12 protein-coding genes and 1 tRNA gene are annotated in these 15,815 nt (G+C 56.4%); 5 read left to right on the top strand and 8 right to left on the bottom strand.

What is annotated here, in order from left to right; genetic code table 11:
- Positions 1–6 precede the first annotated feature (6 nt).
- Together DX909_RS12230 and DX909_RS12225 are read left to right on the top strand one after the other, a co-directional pair.
- Positions 7–879: an inositol oxygenase family protein gene (locus DX909_RS12230; RefSeq protein WP_128545466.1), complete on the top strand. Its 873-nt coding sequence runs from the start codon at positions 7–9 to the stop codon at positions 877–879.
- An 88-nt stretch (positions 880–967) separates the two neighbouring features.
- On the top strand, positions 968–2,380 hold the full coding sequence (locus tag DX909_RS12225; protein ID WP_128545465.1) for a high affinity choline transporter 1: 1,413 nt from the start codon (positions 968–970) through the stop codon (positions 2,378–2,380).
- Between the two features lie 4 nt (positions 2,381–2,384).
- Here DX909_RS12225 and DX909_RS12220 read toward each other — a convergent pair whose 3' ends face one another.
- Positions 2,385–2,837, bottom strand: coding sequence for an NUDIX domain-containing protein (locus DX909_RS12220; RefSeq protein ID WP_128545464.1), 453 nt, complete (start codon positions 2,835–2,837; stop codon positions 2,385–2,387).
- Positions 2,838–2,917: 80 nt separating this feature from the next.
- Between DX909_RS12220 and DX909_RS12215 the strand changes: the two genes are divergently transcribed.
- Positions 2,918–3,661, top strand: coding sequence for a ThuA domain-containing protein (locus DX909_RS12215; protein WP_128545463.1), 744 nt, complete (start codon positions 2,918–2,920; stop codon positions 3,659–3,661).
- A gap of 75 nt (positions 3,662–3,736) precedes the next feature.
- Here DX909_RS12215 and DX909_RS12210 read toward each other — a convergent pair whose 3' ends face one another.
- Positions 3,737–4,900, bottom strand: a complete 1,164-nt coding sequence (locus DX909_RS12210) for a Gfo/Idh/MocA family protein (RefSeq protein WP_128545462.1) — start codon at positions 4,898–4,900, stop codon at positions 3,737–3,739.
- Positions 4,901–4,993: 93 nt separating this feature from the next.
- Entirely contained in the window at positions 4,994–7,378 is a 2,385-nt protein-coding gene (gene pbpC, locus DX909_RS12205; RefSeq protein ID WP_128545461.1) for a penicillin-binding protein 1C, read from the bottom strand.
- A 37-nt stretch (positions 7,379–7,415) separates the two neighbouring features.
- Here pbpC and DX909_RS12200 point away from each other — a divergent pair, with 37 nt between their 5' ends.
- Both DX909_RS12200 and DX909_RS12195 read left to right on the top strand, forming a co-directional pair.
- Complete coding sequence (locus tag DX909_RS12200) at positions 7,416–8,813, top strand: MBL fold metallo-hydrolase RNA specificity domain-containing protein (protein WP_128545460.1); 1,398 nt, start codon at positions 7,416–7,418, stop codon at positions 8,811–8,813.
- 132 nt (positions 8,814–8,945) lie between these two features.
- Positions 8,946–9,029 (top strand) — tRNA-Leu (locus tag DX909_RS12195).
- Positions 9,030–9,152: 123 nt separating this feature from the next.
- Here the strand turns inward: DX909_RS12195 and DX909_RS12190 are convergent.
- The 5 genes from DX909_RS12190 to DX909_RS12170 form a co-directional block, all read right to left on the bottom strand.
- Positions 9,153–9,425 (bottom strand): hypothetical protein, encoded by a 273-nt coding sequence (locus DX909_RS12190; protein ID WP_128545459.1) that lies wholly within the window; start codon positions 9,423–9,425, stop codon positions 9,153–9,155.
- A 45-nt stretch (positions 9,426–9,470) separates the two neighbouring features.
- Positions 9,471–10,604, bottom strand: coding sequence for an NAD(P)/FAD-dependent oxidoreductase (locus tag DX909_RS12185; RefSeq protein ID WP_128545458.1), 1,134 nt, complete (start codon positions 10,602–10,604; stop codon positions 9,471–9,473).
- Between the two features lie 9 nt (positions 10,605–10,613).
- Entirely contained in the window at positions 10,614–11,276 is a 663-nt protein-coding gene (locus DX909_RS12180) for a peroxiredoxin (protein WP_128545457.1), read from the bottom strand.
- Positions 11,277–11,680: 404 nt separating this feature from the next.
- A complete protein-coding gene (locus tag DX909_RS12175; protein ID WP_128545456.1) occupies positions 11,681–12,421 on the bottom strand; it encodes a LytR/AlgR family response regulator transcription factor in 741 nt (246 codons plus the stop codon).
- A gap of 5 nt (positions 12,422–12,426) precedes the next feature.
- Positions 12,427–15,489, bottom strand: coding sequence for a histidine kinase dimerization/phosphoacceptor domain -containing protein (locus tag DX909_RS12170; protein ID WP_164851272.1), 3,063 nt, complete (start codon positions 15,487–15,489; stop codon positions 12,427–12,429).
- Between the last annotated feature and the right edge of the window lie 326 nt (positions 15,490–15,815).

Raw genomic sequence — 15,815 nt, 5'->3', positions numbered from 1 at the left:
AAAAACATGAGAGAGTTACCCCTGACGGAAAACGAACTGAATCCCCTCGACAGCCTTGAGCAGTGGGAGGATGATCTGCTGGTCCGTTATCCTGAGCCCGAACACAAGGCGAAAGACGAATACCGCAATTACGACAACCCGGCCCGCGACACCGTCCGCGAGTTCTACCGGCTCAATCATACCTACCAGACGTATGATTTCGTCCGGCAGAAAGAAGCCGAGTTTCTGAAATTCGACAAGAAAGAAATGCCGGTATGGGGCGCCATGGAGTTTCTGAACACCCTCGTCGACGATTCCGACCCGGACATCGAACTCGACCAGCTCCAGCACCTGCTCCAGACCGCCGAGGCCATCCGCGCCGACGGCCATCCCGACTGGTTCGTGCTGACGGGCTTCCTGCACGACATGGGCAAGGTCCTCTGTCTGTTCGGTGAGCCGCAGTGGGCCGTCGTGGGCGACACCTTCCCGGTGGGCTGCGCGCATTCCGACCGGATCGTGTACCCGGAGTTCTTCGACGCCAACCCCGATTCGAAAGACGAGCGTTATAACACCAAATACGGGGTTTACGAACCCAACTGCGGGCTGAAAAACGTCCATATGTCGTGGGGCCACGACGAGTATCTGTACCAGATGACCAAAAACCATCTGCCCGAACCGGCGCTGTACATGATCCGGTACCACTCGTTCTACGCCCAGCACCGCGAAAATGCCTACGATCACCTCATGGACGACCACGACCGCGAGATGTTCAAATGGGTGAAGAAATTCAACCCGTACGACCTGTACTCGAAAAGCCCGAAGCCGCCGGTCGTGTCGGAACTGAAGCCGTATTACGAAGACCTGATCGCCAAATACCTGCCGGCCACTATCCGGTTATAACCGGCCCCGTTCTTCCGCTTCCGAAAGCCGGTGTGTTCCCACATCGGCTTTTTTCGTAGTTTTGGACCGACCAAAAGCCGGTTTTTCGATGCTTCTTGCCGCAATTGCCCTTTACCTGCTCTCCAACATCGCCGTCGGGGCCTGGGCGGCCCGGAAAGTGACCACGAGCCAGGATTTCGTGCTGGCCGGGCGGAGTCTGCCGCTGGTGCTGGCCGCTTCGGCGACCTTCGCGACCTGGTTCGGCTCGGAGACCATCATGGGCGCACCGGCCATCTTCGTGGAGGGCGGTCTGCCGGCCATCATCGAGGAGCCGTTCGGCTCGGCGCTGTGCCTGTTTCTGGTCGGCGCGTTTTATGCCCGGCCGCTGTACCGGCTCGGCATCACCACCTTCTGCGATTATTTCCGGATCCGGTTCGGGCGCTCGGCCGAGCTGATCTCCGCCCTCCTGATCATTCCGTCGTATTTCAGCTGGATCGCGGCCCAGTTCGTCGCGATCGGCATCGTGCTGAACGTCGTCACCGGACTGCCCACCTTCTGGTGCATTGCCTCCAGCGCCACCATCGTCATGATCTACACTATGATGGGCGGGATGTGGTCCATCTCCATCACGGACTTTTTCCACAACCTCGTCATCATCGTCGCCCTCATCGTCATTGCCGTACTGCTCTACAACCGCATCGGCGGTTTCGAGGCCATTGCCGCCCGAACCCGGCCCGGTTTCTTCCGGTTTCTGCCCCATCCGACCCTGAAAGACGGCGTCGAGTGGATGGCCGCCTGGATGACCATCGGCCTCGGCTCCATTCCGCAGCAGGACATCTTCCAGCGGGTGATGGCCGCCAAAACCGAGCGGACCACCGTCCGGGCCTCCTATATGGCTTCGTTCATGTACATCACCATCGCCATGCTGCCGCTGTTCATCGGTCTGGCCGGGAATATGCTCTACCCCGGCCTGAACAAGGATAACCAGATGCTGATTCCGAACATGGTATTGCGGGAAGGCAGTATGCCGCTGCAGATTCTGTTTTTCGGGGCGCTGCTGTCGGCCATTCTGAGCGTGTCGAGCGGGGCGATTCTGGCTCCGGCTACGGTCTTCGGTGAAAACATCTACCGCTTTTTCCGGCCCGACATCGACGACCGCACGCTGCTCCGCATCATCCGGCTGGCCATTGCGGTGATCACGCTCATCTGCGTCTGGATGACGGCCACCCGCGACGTCAACATCTTCGAGCTGGTCGGCGAATCGTCGGCTTTCAGCCTGGTTTCGCTGTTCATTCCGCTGACGGCGGGACTCTACTGGCGACGCGCTACCAACCTCGGCTGCCTGCTGGCGATGGTGGGCGGGCTGCTGGTCTGGCTGGTCTGCCTGTGGGCCGAAACCGAGTATCCGCCCATGATCTACGGCCTGCTGGCCAGCACGGCCGGGATGGTCGTCGGTTCGCTCGTTTCCGACCGTTCCCCTTCCTCGCCGGTGGCGGTGGCATCGGAAGGTCCGGGCCGCTGACGTCTCAGAAGAACTTCTGGTCGATTTTGCCGATGTATTCCTGCTGGATCTGCGTCGTCAGCCAGCGCTGTATCTGCCGTCCCACGTTTGGATAGAGATTCAGGGAGGCCAGCTCGCCGACCGGTTTCCAGCTCACGGCCAGAGCGGTCGTTTCGGTGGGGTTGAGCCGGGGAATGCCGCCGATCACCTGCCCCAGAAACACGACGTGCAGCACATCCTCCTTTCCCTCCGGTTCGCCGGTCTGCGGCTGGATTACTTCCCCGACGAAGGCAATGGGTCCGATCTCCACCTCGACGCCCAGTTCCTCCTGCAGCTCACGGATCAGGGTCAGGTCCATCGTTTCACCCGGCTCGGGGTTGCCGCCGGGCAGGGCGAACACGTCGGTATCGCCGTACCGGTACTGCATCAGCAACAGGTGGTTGTTTTCAATCAGGAGAATCGCGGGACGAACTTTCATGCCGTAAAAGAAAATGATTGGGGTGATCGGTAAAATAACACAAAACCGATACTTTTGATAACAAGCAACTAAACCCGGCTATGAAAGCAATCATAACCTTACTGAGTGTCCTTTGTCTGATCGCCTGCGCGGAAGCGGGCACCAGCCCAGCCAAGCCCAAAGACGCGGTTCTGGTCTTCTCCAAAACCAAAGGATTTCGGCATAAATCCATCCCGGTGGGCAAGCTGGCCCTGATGAAGCTGGGGCAGGAGAACGGCTTTGCCGTCGACACGACCGAGGATGCCTCCGCCTTTACGCCCGACAATCTGAAAAACTACAAGGCGGTAGTATTCCTGAGCACCACGGGCGACGTGCTGGACGACACGCAGCAGGCGGCTTTCGAGCAATACATTAAAAAAGGGGGCGGTTTTGTGGGCATTCACGCTGCGGCCGATACCGAATACGAATGGCCGTGGTACAACCAGCTTTGCGGAGCCTACTTTCTGAGTCATCCCAAGCAGCAGAACGTCGAGATTCAGGTGCTCGACAAAAAGCACATTTCGACCAAAATGCTGCCCGACCGCTGGAAACGGTTCGACGAACTATACAATTACAAAAGCATCGTGATGGGCATCAAGGTGCTGATGACGCTCGATGAAAGCACCTACGAAGGCGGCAAAAACGGCGCCAATCACCCCTTTGCCTGGTACCGGGAGTTCGACGGCGGCCGCACGTTCTACACCGGCGGAGGCCATACGGACGAGTCATACAGCGAACCGCTTTTCATGCAGCACGTCCTGGGCGGCATTCTCTACTCGATGGGCAAAAAGAAGGCAAGTATCTGACAATCCTACATAATTAAACAAAAAAGACCGGGCCGAAGACCCGGTCTTTTCGTTTCTATGGATGGTTTGCCCTGATCAGCTGATCGTCACCTTGCGGCCGTTCTCGGCGGCCTGATAGATGGCCTGCATGATTTTGACGTCCTGCATCCCTTCTTCTCCGGTGATGTGCTTCGGCAGTTGTTTTCCGTCGATCAGGTCCTTACAGATGGCGTCCATATGGTTGGCCTGATGGTGTACGATCGGCTTTTCGATGGGGCCTTTGCTGGTCATTCCCTTCAGCGGGCCATACCCGAACGCCGGCCGAAGCTCGAACCAGCCGTTCTCGGCCGATGCATACAACCGCTCGACCCCGGCCGCGTAGCTGGTCGTCGAGGTGGAAGTGATGCCGCTCGGAAACTGAAACTGCCAGTAGAGCGTCTCTTCCACGTCCCTGAACTTCTGCGGGTCGGTTTTCGGGCCGAACTGGGCGGTGACCGAAACCGGCTCCTCGCCCGTCAGCAGCCGGACCCCCTGAATGGCATAGATACCGACGTCCATCAGCGGCCCCCCGCCGGCCATAGCTTTTTTAAGCCGCCACTGGTTCGGGTCGCCGGCTTTAAAACCGTCGCTGGCTTCCAGAAATTTGATGTTCCCGAACACCTTCTCCCGCGCCAGCCGGATCATTTCATTGGTATAGGGTTCGTAATGAAGCCGGTAACCGATGGCAAGCTGACGATTGGCCTTCTTACAGGCATCGATCATCGACTGGCACTCCTTTACCGTAATGGCCATCGGCTTTTCGCAGATCACGTGTTTGCCGGCTTTGGCGGCCCGGATGACATACTCCGCGTGCATCGAGTTCGGCAGGGCGACATACACCAGGTCGATGTCCTTGTTGTCGGCAATCTGGTCGAAGTTCTGGTAATTGTACACGTTCTGTTTCGGGATGTCGTACTTCTTCATCCACTCTTCAGCCTTCGACGGCGTTCCGGTAACGATCCCGGCCAGCCGGACATACTGCGTCTGCTGAAGGCCCGGGGCCAGCTGATTTTTGCTGTAACTGCCCAGCCCGACCAGCGCGATGCCGAGTTTACGGCCCTGATACAGCGGCCGCCCGGTGGGCGAAACCAGGGAGGAAACGCCGGAATAGATTTCCTGCTGGGCCAGCGTTTCCGCATAGGCTCCCATCGGCAGCGACAGGGCCGACGCCCCCAGTCCTGCGGATAGTTTCTCTAAAAAACTACGTCGTGAAGCATTCATATCATTTACAGGTATAGGAAAATAAGTAACTGTCACAAAGCTAATGAAGTGCTTCTGTTTTAAAAGGCCACAGCGTACGATTTAGCGGTAATTTCACTCGGCACGGACCAGAATCCGGATATTGGTGTTCCGGCCTTTGTCGTCGGCGCAGGAAATCTTGACCGGTCCGGCCTGCGGCTGGAAGAAGACGGCCTCGGTCGGTGCGGCTTTTCGGTACAGTCTATCATTCACGTACCAGTATACCTGCCGCACCTCATTCTCGGTCTGACAGCTTAGCTGAAGCTGCTGGGGCCGATGGGGGTTGATAAAATATTCGCTCCCGTCGTTCGGGCTGACGATCTGCGGTCCCTGCCGTGCAAAGACGCGGGTGCAGGCGGGATGATGGGGCGGTATTTCGGCATACGGAATCCGTCGGCTTCGATAAAACGCGATCAGTTCAGGCGCCAGATTGGGGTAAAACCGGCGGACGGCCCCGCTGTCGGGCAAACAGTGGGCGCAGTAGGAAACCGCCCCGGCGGCATCCGTCCAGACGGCTTTCCGGTGGCTGCACCGCCGGTAGGGCGAAATGCCGCCGATGGCGTAATCGACGATCGTGTGTTCACAAAAATCACCCGGAACGTCGCCCGTACCGGCGCAGACCTGCCGCATCGTCAGCCCTTTCGGCGCCCGGAACCAGCCCTTTGGTGAGTTGTAGTCGACGGCATTGAAAATGCTGAACAGCAGGGGTGTAGCGATATTGGCCCCGCTCAGCTCCGGTACGCCCTCCCCGGAAAAGTTGCCGACCCAAACCCCGATCGTGTAATGCCGGTTATACCCGATGCTCCAGGCGTCCCGCCGGCCGTAGGACGTGCCGGTTTTCCAGGCGATCCGGGGCAGATGGTAGCTGTTGTCGAAGTTATTGGGCAGGTCCGGGCGGGTGATTTGGGTCAGCGTATTGGTAATCAGAAAGGCGGCTTCGGGAGAAACCACCCCCCGGCCCCCTCCTTGATAAGGAGGGGGTGGCTCTGCGGTACGTGGAAGTGGCGGAGCACTCCCCCTCCTTGCCAAGGAGGGGGCCGGGGGGTGGTACAGCAGCGGCTGCAGCCGCCCTTCGTTGGCAAAAGCCGCAAAGAGACGGGTCAGTTCTTCGAGCGTCACCCCGCAGCCGCCCAGAATCATCGACAGGCCGAGGACTTTCGACTGCTTCTTCACGGTTTCGAACTCCGCCTTTTTCAGCAGGTCCACCAAAGCCGGGGTGCCGATCTGCTGGAGCACTTTCACCGCCGGAACATTCAGGGAATTGGCCAGCGCGGCTTCGACGGTGACGGGGCCGTTGAACTGGCGGTCATAGTTTTCAGGTTCATAGCCGGAAAAGTTGGTCGGCACGTCGTTCAGGACGGTTTTGGGCGTCAGCAGACCCTTGTCGAAGGCGAGGGCGTAGAGCAGCGGTTTCAGCGTGCTGCCCGGCGAACGAACCGCCCGCACCCCGTCGACCTGTCCGCCGTCGGCGGCATCGTTGAAATCCGCCGAGCCGACGTAGGCCTCCACCTGCATGGTCTGGTTGTTCACCACCAGCACGGCCGCGTTGTGGATGTTCAGGCTCCGGATACGGCCGACATAATTGGCAACCAGCCGCTCCACCTGCGCCTGCCGGCCCGGCCGCAGGGCGGTATGAATGACCGGCTGGTCGGGATACTGGCTTTTCAGCCGAAGGGCCAGGTGCGGAGCCAGTCGGGGCGCCGCCCGCCGGTGGGCGTTCAGCGGTTCGGTAAGGGCGTCGGCGACCTCGGAAGCCGTAAACAGGCCGGCCTGACCAAAGCGTTTCAGCCAGCGGTTTCGCTCCTGTACGATCCGGGCGTTGTTGCTCCCCAGCCGCAGACTCGACGGCCGGTTGGGAATGATGGTCAGCGTTGTCACTTCCGCCAGACTGAGCAGCTGGGGCGGTTTACCGAAAAAGAGCAGCGAGGCCGACTTGATGCCCTCCACGTTCCCGCCGTACGGGATCAGGTTGACATACAACTGAAGGATTTCGTCCTTGGAATAGAATAACTCCAGCTGAACCGCCCGGAACAACTCGATCAGCTTGCTGCCGTAGGTGCGTTCCCGGGGTTCGAGCAGCCGGACCACCTGCATCGTGATCGTCGACGCGCCGGAGGTCCGGCGGCCGGTGGTCAGGTTTCGGAAAGCCGCCCGGGCCATCGCCAGCGGATTGAAGCCGGGATGGAAATAAAAATAACGGTCCTCTTTCCGCAGAATGGTTTTCCGCAGCACCGGCGTGATCTCGTCCAGTTCGGTCACCATGCGCCAGCGGTCCCGGTCGTTCAGGAAAGCGTGCAGGATCGTGCCGTCGGCCGCCGTCAGGATGGTGGAATACCGGGGCTGGACGTGAAAGGGAAAGAGAAGGTTCAGGGTAATGAAGAGGAGGACCAGACCGGCCGGTACGCTGACCCACCGGCGCCGGCCGATCCGTTTGGCGATATGAAGTAATTTTTCCAATATGCAGTCCCTTACCTTTCCCGGACTCTAATTTAAGACGATGAAACTTCAGTTTTTTGGGGCCGCCCGCACCGTGACGGGCAGCAAACACCTGATCACGACCCAGCGCGGTACCCGAATTCTTCTCGACTGCGGCCTTTTTCAGGGTATCAACACGGATGAATTAAACCAGAAATTTCATTTCAAACCGTCGGAAGTCGATTATCTGATCCTCTCCCACGCCCATATCGATCATGCCGGATTGATTCCGCGGCTGGTGCGGAAGGGGTTCACCGGCCCGATCTACTGCACCCCGGCCACCGCCGACCTCTGCCGGATCATGCTCCTCGACAGCGCCTACATCCAGGAAAAGGACCTCAAACGAATCAACGACCGGCGGGAGCGCCAGGGCCGCCCCGTGCTCGAAATGCTGTATGAAGCCGCCGACGTCGAACAGGCCCTCAGCCAGATGAAAACCGTCGATTACGGACAGACCTTCCGGCTCAACCAGGACGAGGTGAGCGTTCTGTTCACCGATACGGCCCACATCCTGGGCAGCGCGGCCGTCAGCCTGACCGTTCAGGAGGACAGCCGCGAGGTACGGCTGTTCTTCAGTGGCGACATCGGCCGTCCGCACGACAAGATACTGAAAATGCCGGAGCCGTTTCCGCAGGCCGACTATATCATCTGCGAATCGACCTACGGCGACAAGCTTCATGAACCCGAACCGGATATGCGGAAGCACCTGCTCCGGATCGTTCACGAAACCTGCGTCGTGCGGCAGGGCAAGCTGATTATCCCGGCTTTCGCCGTCGACCGGACACAGGAGCTGATTTATGCCCTCGATCAGCTGGAAAGCGACGGAAAACTACCGCGCATCGATGTGTTTATCGACAGCCCGCTGGCGGTCAAAGCTACGCAGGTAATGAAGAAACACGACGAATGTTTCAACCCGGAGCTGCGCGCCTACATCGAAAAAGACGGGGATGCCTTCGCTTTCAGTAACCTGCATTACATTTCGGATGTCGAGGATTCCAAAGCCATCAACGAGCGTCAGGAGCCCTGCATTATCATTTCAGCCTCGGGTATGGCCGAAGCCGGGCGTATCAAGCACCACATCAGGAATACTGTCGAAGATGCCCGGAATACGATTTTGCTGGTCGGTTACTGCGGCCCGGAGACGCTGGGCGGGGCGTTGAAGCGGGGCGACCGGGAGGTGAAGATTTTCGGGGAGACGTATACCGTCCGGGCGGAGGTAGAGGTGATGGACTCGTTCAGCGCTCACGGCGACTACGCCGAGATGCTCGATTTTCTGTCGTGCCAGAACCCGGCGCAGGTAAAACAGGTCTATCTGGTGCACGGCGAATACGACCGGCAGGTGGTATTCCGGCACAATCTTCAGTCGGCCGGATTCCGGAATGTCTACATCCCGTCGCTGTATGAATCGGTAGCGCTGTAACGCCCGGCCCTTATGGCCCGGCGGTCAGGGAGTTAAGGAAAACCGAAAATTTTCTTCAGAAAAAAGGGGCGTCATCTTGCATGATTTGCTGAAATGCCACATCTTTGCAGTCCCAATTCACGGGAAGCGAATGCCGAAGTGGTGAAATTGGTAGACACGCACGTTTCAGGGGCGTGTGGGTGTGAGCCCATGCGAGTTCGAGTCTCGCCTTCGGCACGACTAAAAGCCATAACAAACTGATTTCAGTGGGTTATGGCTTTTGCTTTTGTGTCGTATGTCATTTGATTGTGCCCGTTCGGCATTCCGCCGGCTTTTCAGGGCAAAGCCGGCCATACCGCCTTAGTCGTCTTGTGTATACTGCATGACGTCTTCTACCCTGAACTTCACCAGCTCGATGATCTGGGCCTGAGGACGCAGGAGGGGCGGAATGGCCCGAAGTGCACTTTCCTTATTCTCAAAATCGTAAATAAACCACAATTTATGAACCCCGTCTTTGCAACCCCAGTGCGCCTGGGAAATCACGTGCGAACCGGAGGTCAGAAAAACGCTGATCACTTTTTTACATTCTGAAACCTTTTCAGAGTGCGGGATTTCAACCAGATACGTCGGCATGGTTTGAGAGGTTGTCGGTGAACGATCATTGCAGTGCGGCCGGGGTTAGGCCCCGAACCAGCGGGCTTTCCGGCTTGATCCAAAATAGTCCTTATCGGCTACCAGCATTTCTGAGGGTTCGTGATGAATCCCCTGCGGTTTGGGGCCGGAGAAAAAATCAACATCCACCCGCCCTACCTTACCCTCGCCAAATTCGATGTAGCACGAACCGGCCCCCGTATAGGCGAACGGATTTTTATTGCCTTTCAAGGCTGCGATGATGGACGCTGCCGCAATTTTGGCGGCCCCTTCTGCAAAGACCCCGGCTTTTGGCGTACCGACACTGGTTACGTCCCCGATGGCATATACACCAGGATAGCGGGTTTGCAGGTCCGTTCTATCCACCGGAATCCACCCGTCGACTGCCAGCCCGCTTTGCAGGACAACCTCCGGGACCACATGCTTGGGAATACCGAGGAATAAATCATACGGCATCTCCGTGGCATCATCCAGCGTCACCATTTTCCGGGCGGCATCCAGCAAACGCACCTTTCGTTGGGGAACAAACCGGATATTCCGTTCTTCAAAAGCCCTGAGCAATGCTTTCGAGGTATCGGGCGAGGGCGGAATCGGGGAGCCGAAGGGCATGACCAGGCTGATGGTACAGGCGTCCCGCACACCCCGTGTGGTGAGGTAATCATGCACCATCAGAGCCGCTTCGCTGGGTGCCGGAGGGCATTTGAACGGTGCCCCACATACGCCGACGATGACATCGCCTTTCGAAAAGCCGGGAAGCACCTCCCGTAATTTTTCAGCGCCTTCAAAGGAGTAGTATTCATTGCCCCCCTCCAGCAGACCTGGTGTGGCGGCCAGGTCGTAGTCTGCCCCCAGCGCTACCACCAGCACGTCCGCCGTGAAGGAAGCGTTCCGGGTCGTGACCTTTTTGGCGACCGGATCGATCGCCGTGATCGTTTCCTGGAGAAATCGCACCCCCGGTTTAACCAGATGCCGGTACGGAATCCTGACCGCATCGGGCCGCTTCCGGCCGAACATCACATCCAGCTTCGAAAAGCCGAAATAAAACGAATCGTTCTGGTCGATCAGGGTAAGGTCGAGCTGGTCGCCAAGGGCTTCCGAGAGAATCGTGGTGAGTTCCAGGCCACCGAAGCCTGCTCCCAATACCAATACACGTAATTTCATGAGATCAGATCAATTACCCGGCTGCGGCACCATCCGTAGATACGGTTTTACGGTTTTCCAGCCGTTCGGGTACTTCTCTCTGGCTTCCGCATCTGAAACCGCCGGAACGATAATGACATCGTCACCGTCCTCCCAGTTGACCGGCGTCGCCACTTTGTGGGCCGCCGTCAGCTGCATTGAATCCAGGACCCGCAGGATTTCGTTAAAGTTGCGGCCGGTGGTCATCGGATACGTAAGGTGTAACTTGATTTTTTTGTCGGGGCCGACCACAAAAACCGTCCGGACGGTGTGATTGGTGGCCGCTGTCCGGCCTTCCGAGGTACCCGGCTCATCGGCCGGAAGCATGTCGTACAGCTTAGCCACCGCCAGGTCGGAATCTCCGATCATCGGGTAATTGACCGGGTAATTTTGCGTTTCCTCAATATCGACTTTCCACTTCAGGTGGTTCTCGACCGGATCGACGCTGAGCCCGATTACCTTGCAGTTCCGCTTTTCAAACTCGGAGGCCAGGCGGGCCATATACCCCAGTTCGGTGGTACATACCGGCGTAAAGTCTTTAGGGTGAGAGAACAAAATGGCCCAGCCGTCGCCCATCCAGTCATGAAACCGGAGGGTACCCTGGGTCGTTTCCGCCTGAAAATCGGGAGCGATGTCGCCTAATCTGAGACTCATAATGGTTATTGGTTAGAGGTTTTTGAATGAGCAGGCACTGTTTCACTTAGAGCAGCAGGTAGCGTTTCCGACACTGTTCGCATTCGTAATTTTTGGGCTTCACGGACCCCAGTGACAGCCATCGGATCAGCCGTGCACGCATTGATTTTGTGGTCGTCGCTGCCAGATTGCCACCGCAGGCGGAGCACCGGATGCCCAGAATCGTCCGTTTAATGATGATTTTATCCAGATCCAGCAAGCCCATACCGGAACCAAAAGTGGATCGGTTTACCGGCCCTGTCAAAAAAAAGGGACGAATGTAACCAGGAAGGGACGGATGACGGGAACTTGGGGAGGAATCGACGGTTGACGGCATGGCCCCGCCGGCCGGCCCGCATTTCTCTTCCTTGAATGACGGGATTCAATCAGGAATCCTTAATGCCAAGTGCTTTATGAAGATCTTCCCGGTAGGATTTACCAATGGGAATTTTCGAACCCTGTACGGCAATCTCCGTCGGGAAGATATCGTCGATAAGGCTTAGGTTGACGGAATAACTACGGTGGATGCGAAGGAACAGAGCGGGGTCCAGCTGCTCCATAAAATCCTGGATGGTGGAACGCACCATGATTTTCCGATGCGACTTCAGATGCAGGGTCACATAATTGGCGTCGCTTTCCAGAAAGAGCAACTCATTGAAAAATACTTTTCGGAAGACGTATCCCTCCTTCACAAACACAAAACTTCTTGCGGGAGGGGATACTCCCGGTGCCGGTATCCCCTTCATCCGCCTTTCCGTGAAATTACTGAACGCAATTTCGATGGCGGCATACAGCTCCTCTTTGGTAAAAGGCTTGACGATGTATGCATGCGGTTTTACCGTTTTAGCCCGGTCGATGGTTTCGGGATCGCTGTTGGCGGTTAAAAAGATAAACGGTATCGGGTGAACCTGGTTCAGCTTCCGGGCAACGTCGATGCCGTCTTTGCGGCCTGCTAACTGGATGTCGAGCAGGAGTAAATCCGGTTTGTCAAGTTCGAGCAATTCCAGCGCTTCGGTATAGTTGATGGCCGGGCCGCAGGGCGAGTAGCCTAATTCTTCGAGGGTATGCGAAATGGTTCGGGCAATTACCAGTTCATCTTCTACGATCCCTATTTTCAGAACAGCCATGAGTTTTAATCTTCGTTTTTGCGCGTTTCTCGATTCGTAAACGGAATGGTGAAGACCGCCCCGTTCCGGGTGGCATACTGCACACGGCCTCCAATTTGCCGGCTCAGGTCGTTGACCAGTTGCAGACCGAGCGTTGTGGCCCTGACCGGATCAAAATCGGCCGGCAGACCCGGTCCGTTATCGGAATACATCAATTGGAAGGTCCCGTTGGTCAGGGCGCGTATTTCCAGCCTTATTTCACCGCCGGTCCTATCGGCAAAAGCATACTTGAAGGAGTTGGACAGTAATTCGTTCAGAATCAATCCCAGCGGAACGGCCGAATCAATATCCAGAGGCAACTCCGGTACGGTAATCCGGACGGCTACCGTATGTTGTCTTTGAAATACGCTCTGCACCTGTCGGCACAGGTCGCCGACAAACCGTTTCAGATCGATCGTACTGAGGTTTTCAAACTGATACAGATTCTGGTGAATCAGCGCGATGCTTCGCACCCGATTCTGGCCCTCCCGCAAGGCATCCCGGGCCTTTTCATCACTTAATCCCTTGCTTTGCAGCTCCAGCAGGCTCGAAATAACCTGTAGGTTATTCTTGACCCGGTGGTGAATTTCCTTCATTAGTACATCCTTTTCCAGCAGCAGTACCGACTGCTCCGAGAGGGATTGTTTCAACTGGGCCGTCCGCTCGCTGACCGTCTGCTCCAGTTTGCGTTTATCGGCGGCTAACTGTCTGATTCTGAAACGTACGATGAAGTAAACGGTTAGAAGAAACAGCAGGGCGGTTAGCGTAATGAACCACCATTGAATATAAAAAGGCTTTAAAACGGTTACCGGTAAACGTATTTCACGTTTACTCCATCCACCCCGCCCGTTCTGGCCTTTGATACGCAGCGTAAAGGTTCCGTATGGCAGGCCGCTGATACGAATGGAATTTTCGCCGATATAAATCCAGTCTTTATCGACGCCTTCGATTTGATAGGCGTACCGATGCCCTTCCTCATTGGTAAAATCCAGCAATTGAAACTCAAGCGTAAAGAATTTATCGTCGGGCGTCAGCGTAATCCGGGAGGTGGTGAGCAGCTCCGCCGTTTTGTTGACCAGCCGGTTTTGAGAACCGACGAACTGGTTAAAGGCAATGATGCTCAACGGCACCTGAAGCGTGTTGGTGTCGGCCTCGAAGTCGCGGGGATAAAAGGCATTTACCCCGTCGATTCCGCCGAAAAACAGCCGGCCATCCGGGCCTTTGAAGGACGAAGTCCGGTTGAACTCATTGTGCGAAATGCCGTCGACGGTGGTGTACGTGTTCACCTGAAACGTTCTCCGGTGAAAGCGAATCAGGCCGTAATCGGAACTGATCCAGAGATGGTCGAATTCGTCGGGTTCAATCCGGTACAAAACATCGGAAGGAAAGCCCTCCGGGATATTGAATTGCCGGGACAAGCCGGTTTTGGGGTCCCAACGGTAGAGTCCTTCGCCATTGGTCGCCAGCCAGAAAACCCCGTTGGTATCCTGACAGGCATCCAGCAAATTCAGCCCGTTCAGAAAAGCGGACTGCACTTTCACCACCGACCACCTGGAATGGCCGGAAGTCGGGTACCGGCCGGCGACCAGTTTATACAGCCCGTTCTCGGCCACCGCCCAGACGATGCCGGTTCGATCCTTGAAAAAACGGTACACAAATTTAGGCCCGGGCGTATTGGGTGTCGCAATGGAAATGGGGGCAAACTGACCGGTACCGGAGTGAAAGAGGGAAAGACCGGTGGTTCTGCCCAGAAGCAACAGGCTGTCATTCAGCGAAAACATCGACCATATTTCAGAACCCTGCCCGCCCGGCTGTTTGGTGATGGTATTTTTTATTTCGTCATACCGAAACAGATTGTTACCACCGACGTACAACGCCGACCGGTGTTTGACAACCGCATACTTGATCTCCTCATCGGCGACGGCCTGCATGGTTTTGCCCTGCCGGCTGAACGTATGGCTCCATAGGTTGGCGACAACCGGGCCGGATGTTTCCGCATAGATTCCCCGGGCCTGACTATTGGGCTGAATCGTTTGCCGGTTCGAAGAGAAATAGGGTTCAAACCGATTCCTTTCGACGGTCAGCTGAAACACCCCGAGCGAAGTACAAAGCCAGAGGTTGCCCAGATTGTCCGGAAAAAGTTTGTAAATAAACAGATTCTCGAACCCCTTCAGATCTGGTCGGGAAAGCACTGTCAGGAACGAATTTTCATTCCACAGGTATAGCGCATCCGTACTGATGTACAAAACGGAAGCAAGACCATGCGTAGAGGTTACAATCTGGTACCAGTAGCGGCCTTTTACTGCGTCCACGTTATATTTCCGGAGATCGGTAACGGTTTCAGGCCGGCCGTTTCGGGTAACCCTTCCAACCGCAAAATGATCCGCGTCCATTTTGGTATTGTAGGTGATCAGCAGGTGGTTATCCCGGGTAAACCCGATGGGTAACGACCGCAAGACATCCTTTTGAGTGAAGGCAGAAACCGTATCGGCGGTGATCAGGTACTGCGGAGCCTGATTGGTTATTTTCAGTAATGCCTTGCCGTTACCGAAGGTACAGACGGGGCCCGTCACGCGGTGATTCATCACCGTATCCAACGGCGTCCAGCCCTTCATTTCATAGCGAAGGCGAAACCCCTTTCCGGCCGAATATCTCCAGTACCGGAACGGAAAGGACGTTAAAAAACTGACTTCCTCCGTCCCATCATTGGCGATCCAGTAAACATCCTGCTCTTTAAACGGCAGGTTCGGAAAAGCCGCCGTGAGTGTTTTTATTTCGTGCGTCGTGGCATCCATCACATCCACTTTTCCGTTGGTGGTGAGCTGGAACCCCGTGCTGCCGTATTGTATAAACAGGTGATTGGCGTCGTCCTTCGCCAACTGCACCACCTTGTTATCCTGTAGTTTATGCCGTTGCCGGGTAAAAAGCATGCACTGTTTCCCATCATATCGGTTCAGGCCGTTGCGGGTGCCGAACCACAAAAACCCTGCACGATCCTGCACCCCGCAAAACACCTCGTGAGAAGCCAGCCCGTTCTCGATGGAAAGCATCCGCCGGGTAATCCGGTATTCCGGATTGCCGGGGATCGGTTCGCTTTGACCCCGTAAAGCAGGACCGTTCAGGATAAAAGCCAGCGCAATAAAGCCGCGAAACAAGCACAAAAGACCATACCGTCCTCTTTGCTGAACCGGAAAGCTGAGAATAAGGACGAGTTTTTCCTGATGGTTTTTTCTGCTCCGCATTGCAATCAAGATCCGGAATCCCGTAAGCGGAGTTAAATTTAACAGTTTACCCAAGGAAGCAATACGGCGGTCGTCCGCTTTGTTCGAAATCACTCCGGATTAACCCAGTCGTCCGCCTGATCATATTCCAAAAT

This window comes from Larkinella soli, from assembly GCF_003703975.1.
Classification (GTDB): Bacteria; Bacteroidota; Bacteroidia; order Cytophagales; family Spirosomataceae; genus Larkinella; species Larkinella soli.
Note: the sequence above shows the minus strand (reverse complement) of the source record. Positions and strands in the feature narration are given on the sequence as shown.

What these genes read in the sequence shown, in the direction of transcription:
- DX909_RS12200 (WP_128545460.1), top strand. Translation starts at nt 7,416, where the DNA reads ATGAAACTTCAGTTTTTTGGGGCCGCCCGCACCGTGACGGGCAGCAAA.
- DX909_RS12210 (WP_128545462.1), bottom strand. Translation starts at nt 4,900, where the DNA reads ATGAATGCTTCACGACGTAGTTTTTTAGAGAAACTATCCGCAGGACTG.
- DX909_RS12220 (WP_128545464.1), bottom strand. Translation starts at nt 2,837, where the DNA reads ATGAAAGTTCGTCCCGCGATTCTCCTGATTGAAAACAACCACCTGTTG.
- DX909_RS12185 (WP_128545458.1), bottom strand. Translation starts at nt 10,604, where the DNA reads ATGAAATTACGTGTATTGGTATTGGGAGCAGGCTTCGGTGGCCTGGAA.
- DX909_RS12225 (WP_128545465.1), top strand. Translation starts at nt 968, where the DNA reads ATGCTTCTTGCCGCAATTGCCCTTTACCTGCTCTCCAACATCGCCGTC.
- DX909_RS12170 (WP_164851272.1), bottom strand. Translation starts at nt 15,489, where the DNA reads ATGCTTTCCATCGAGAACGGGCTGGCTTCTCACGAGGTGTTTTGCGGG.
- DX909_RS12230 (WP_128545466.1), top strand. Translation starts at nt 7, where the DNA reads ATGAGAGAGTTACCCCTGACGGAAAACGAACTGAATCCCCTCGACAGC.
- DX909_RS12215 (WP_128545463.1), top strand. Translation starts at nt 2,918, where the DNA reads ATGAAAGCAATCATAACCTTACTGAGTGTCCTTTGTCTGATCGCCTGC.
- DX909_RS12180 (WP_128545457.1), bottom strand. Translation starts at nt 11,276, where the DNA reads ATGAGTCTCAGATTAGGCGACATCGCTCCCGATTTTCAGGCGGAAACG.
- DX909_RS12190 (WP_128545459.1), bottom strand. Translation starts at nt 9,425, where the DNA reads ATGCCGACGTATCTGGTTGAAATCCCGCACTCTGAAAAGGTTTCAGAA.
- DX909_RS12175 (WP_128545456.1), bottom strand. Translation starts at nt 12,421, where the DNA reads ATGGCTGTTCTGAAAATAGGGATCGTAGAAGATGAACTGGTAATTGCC.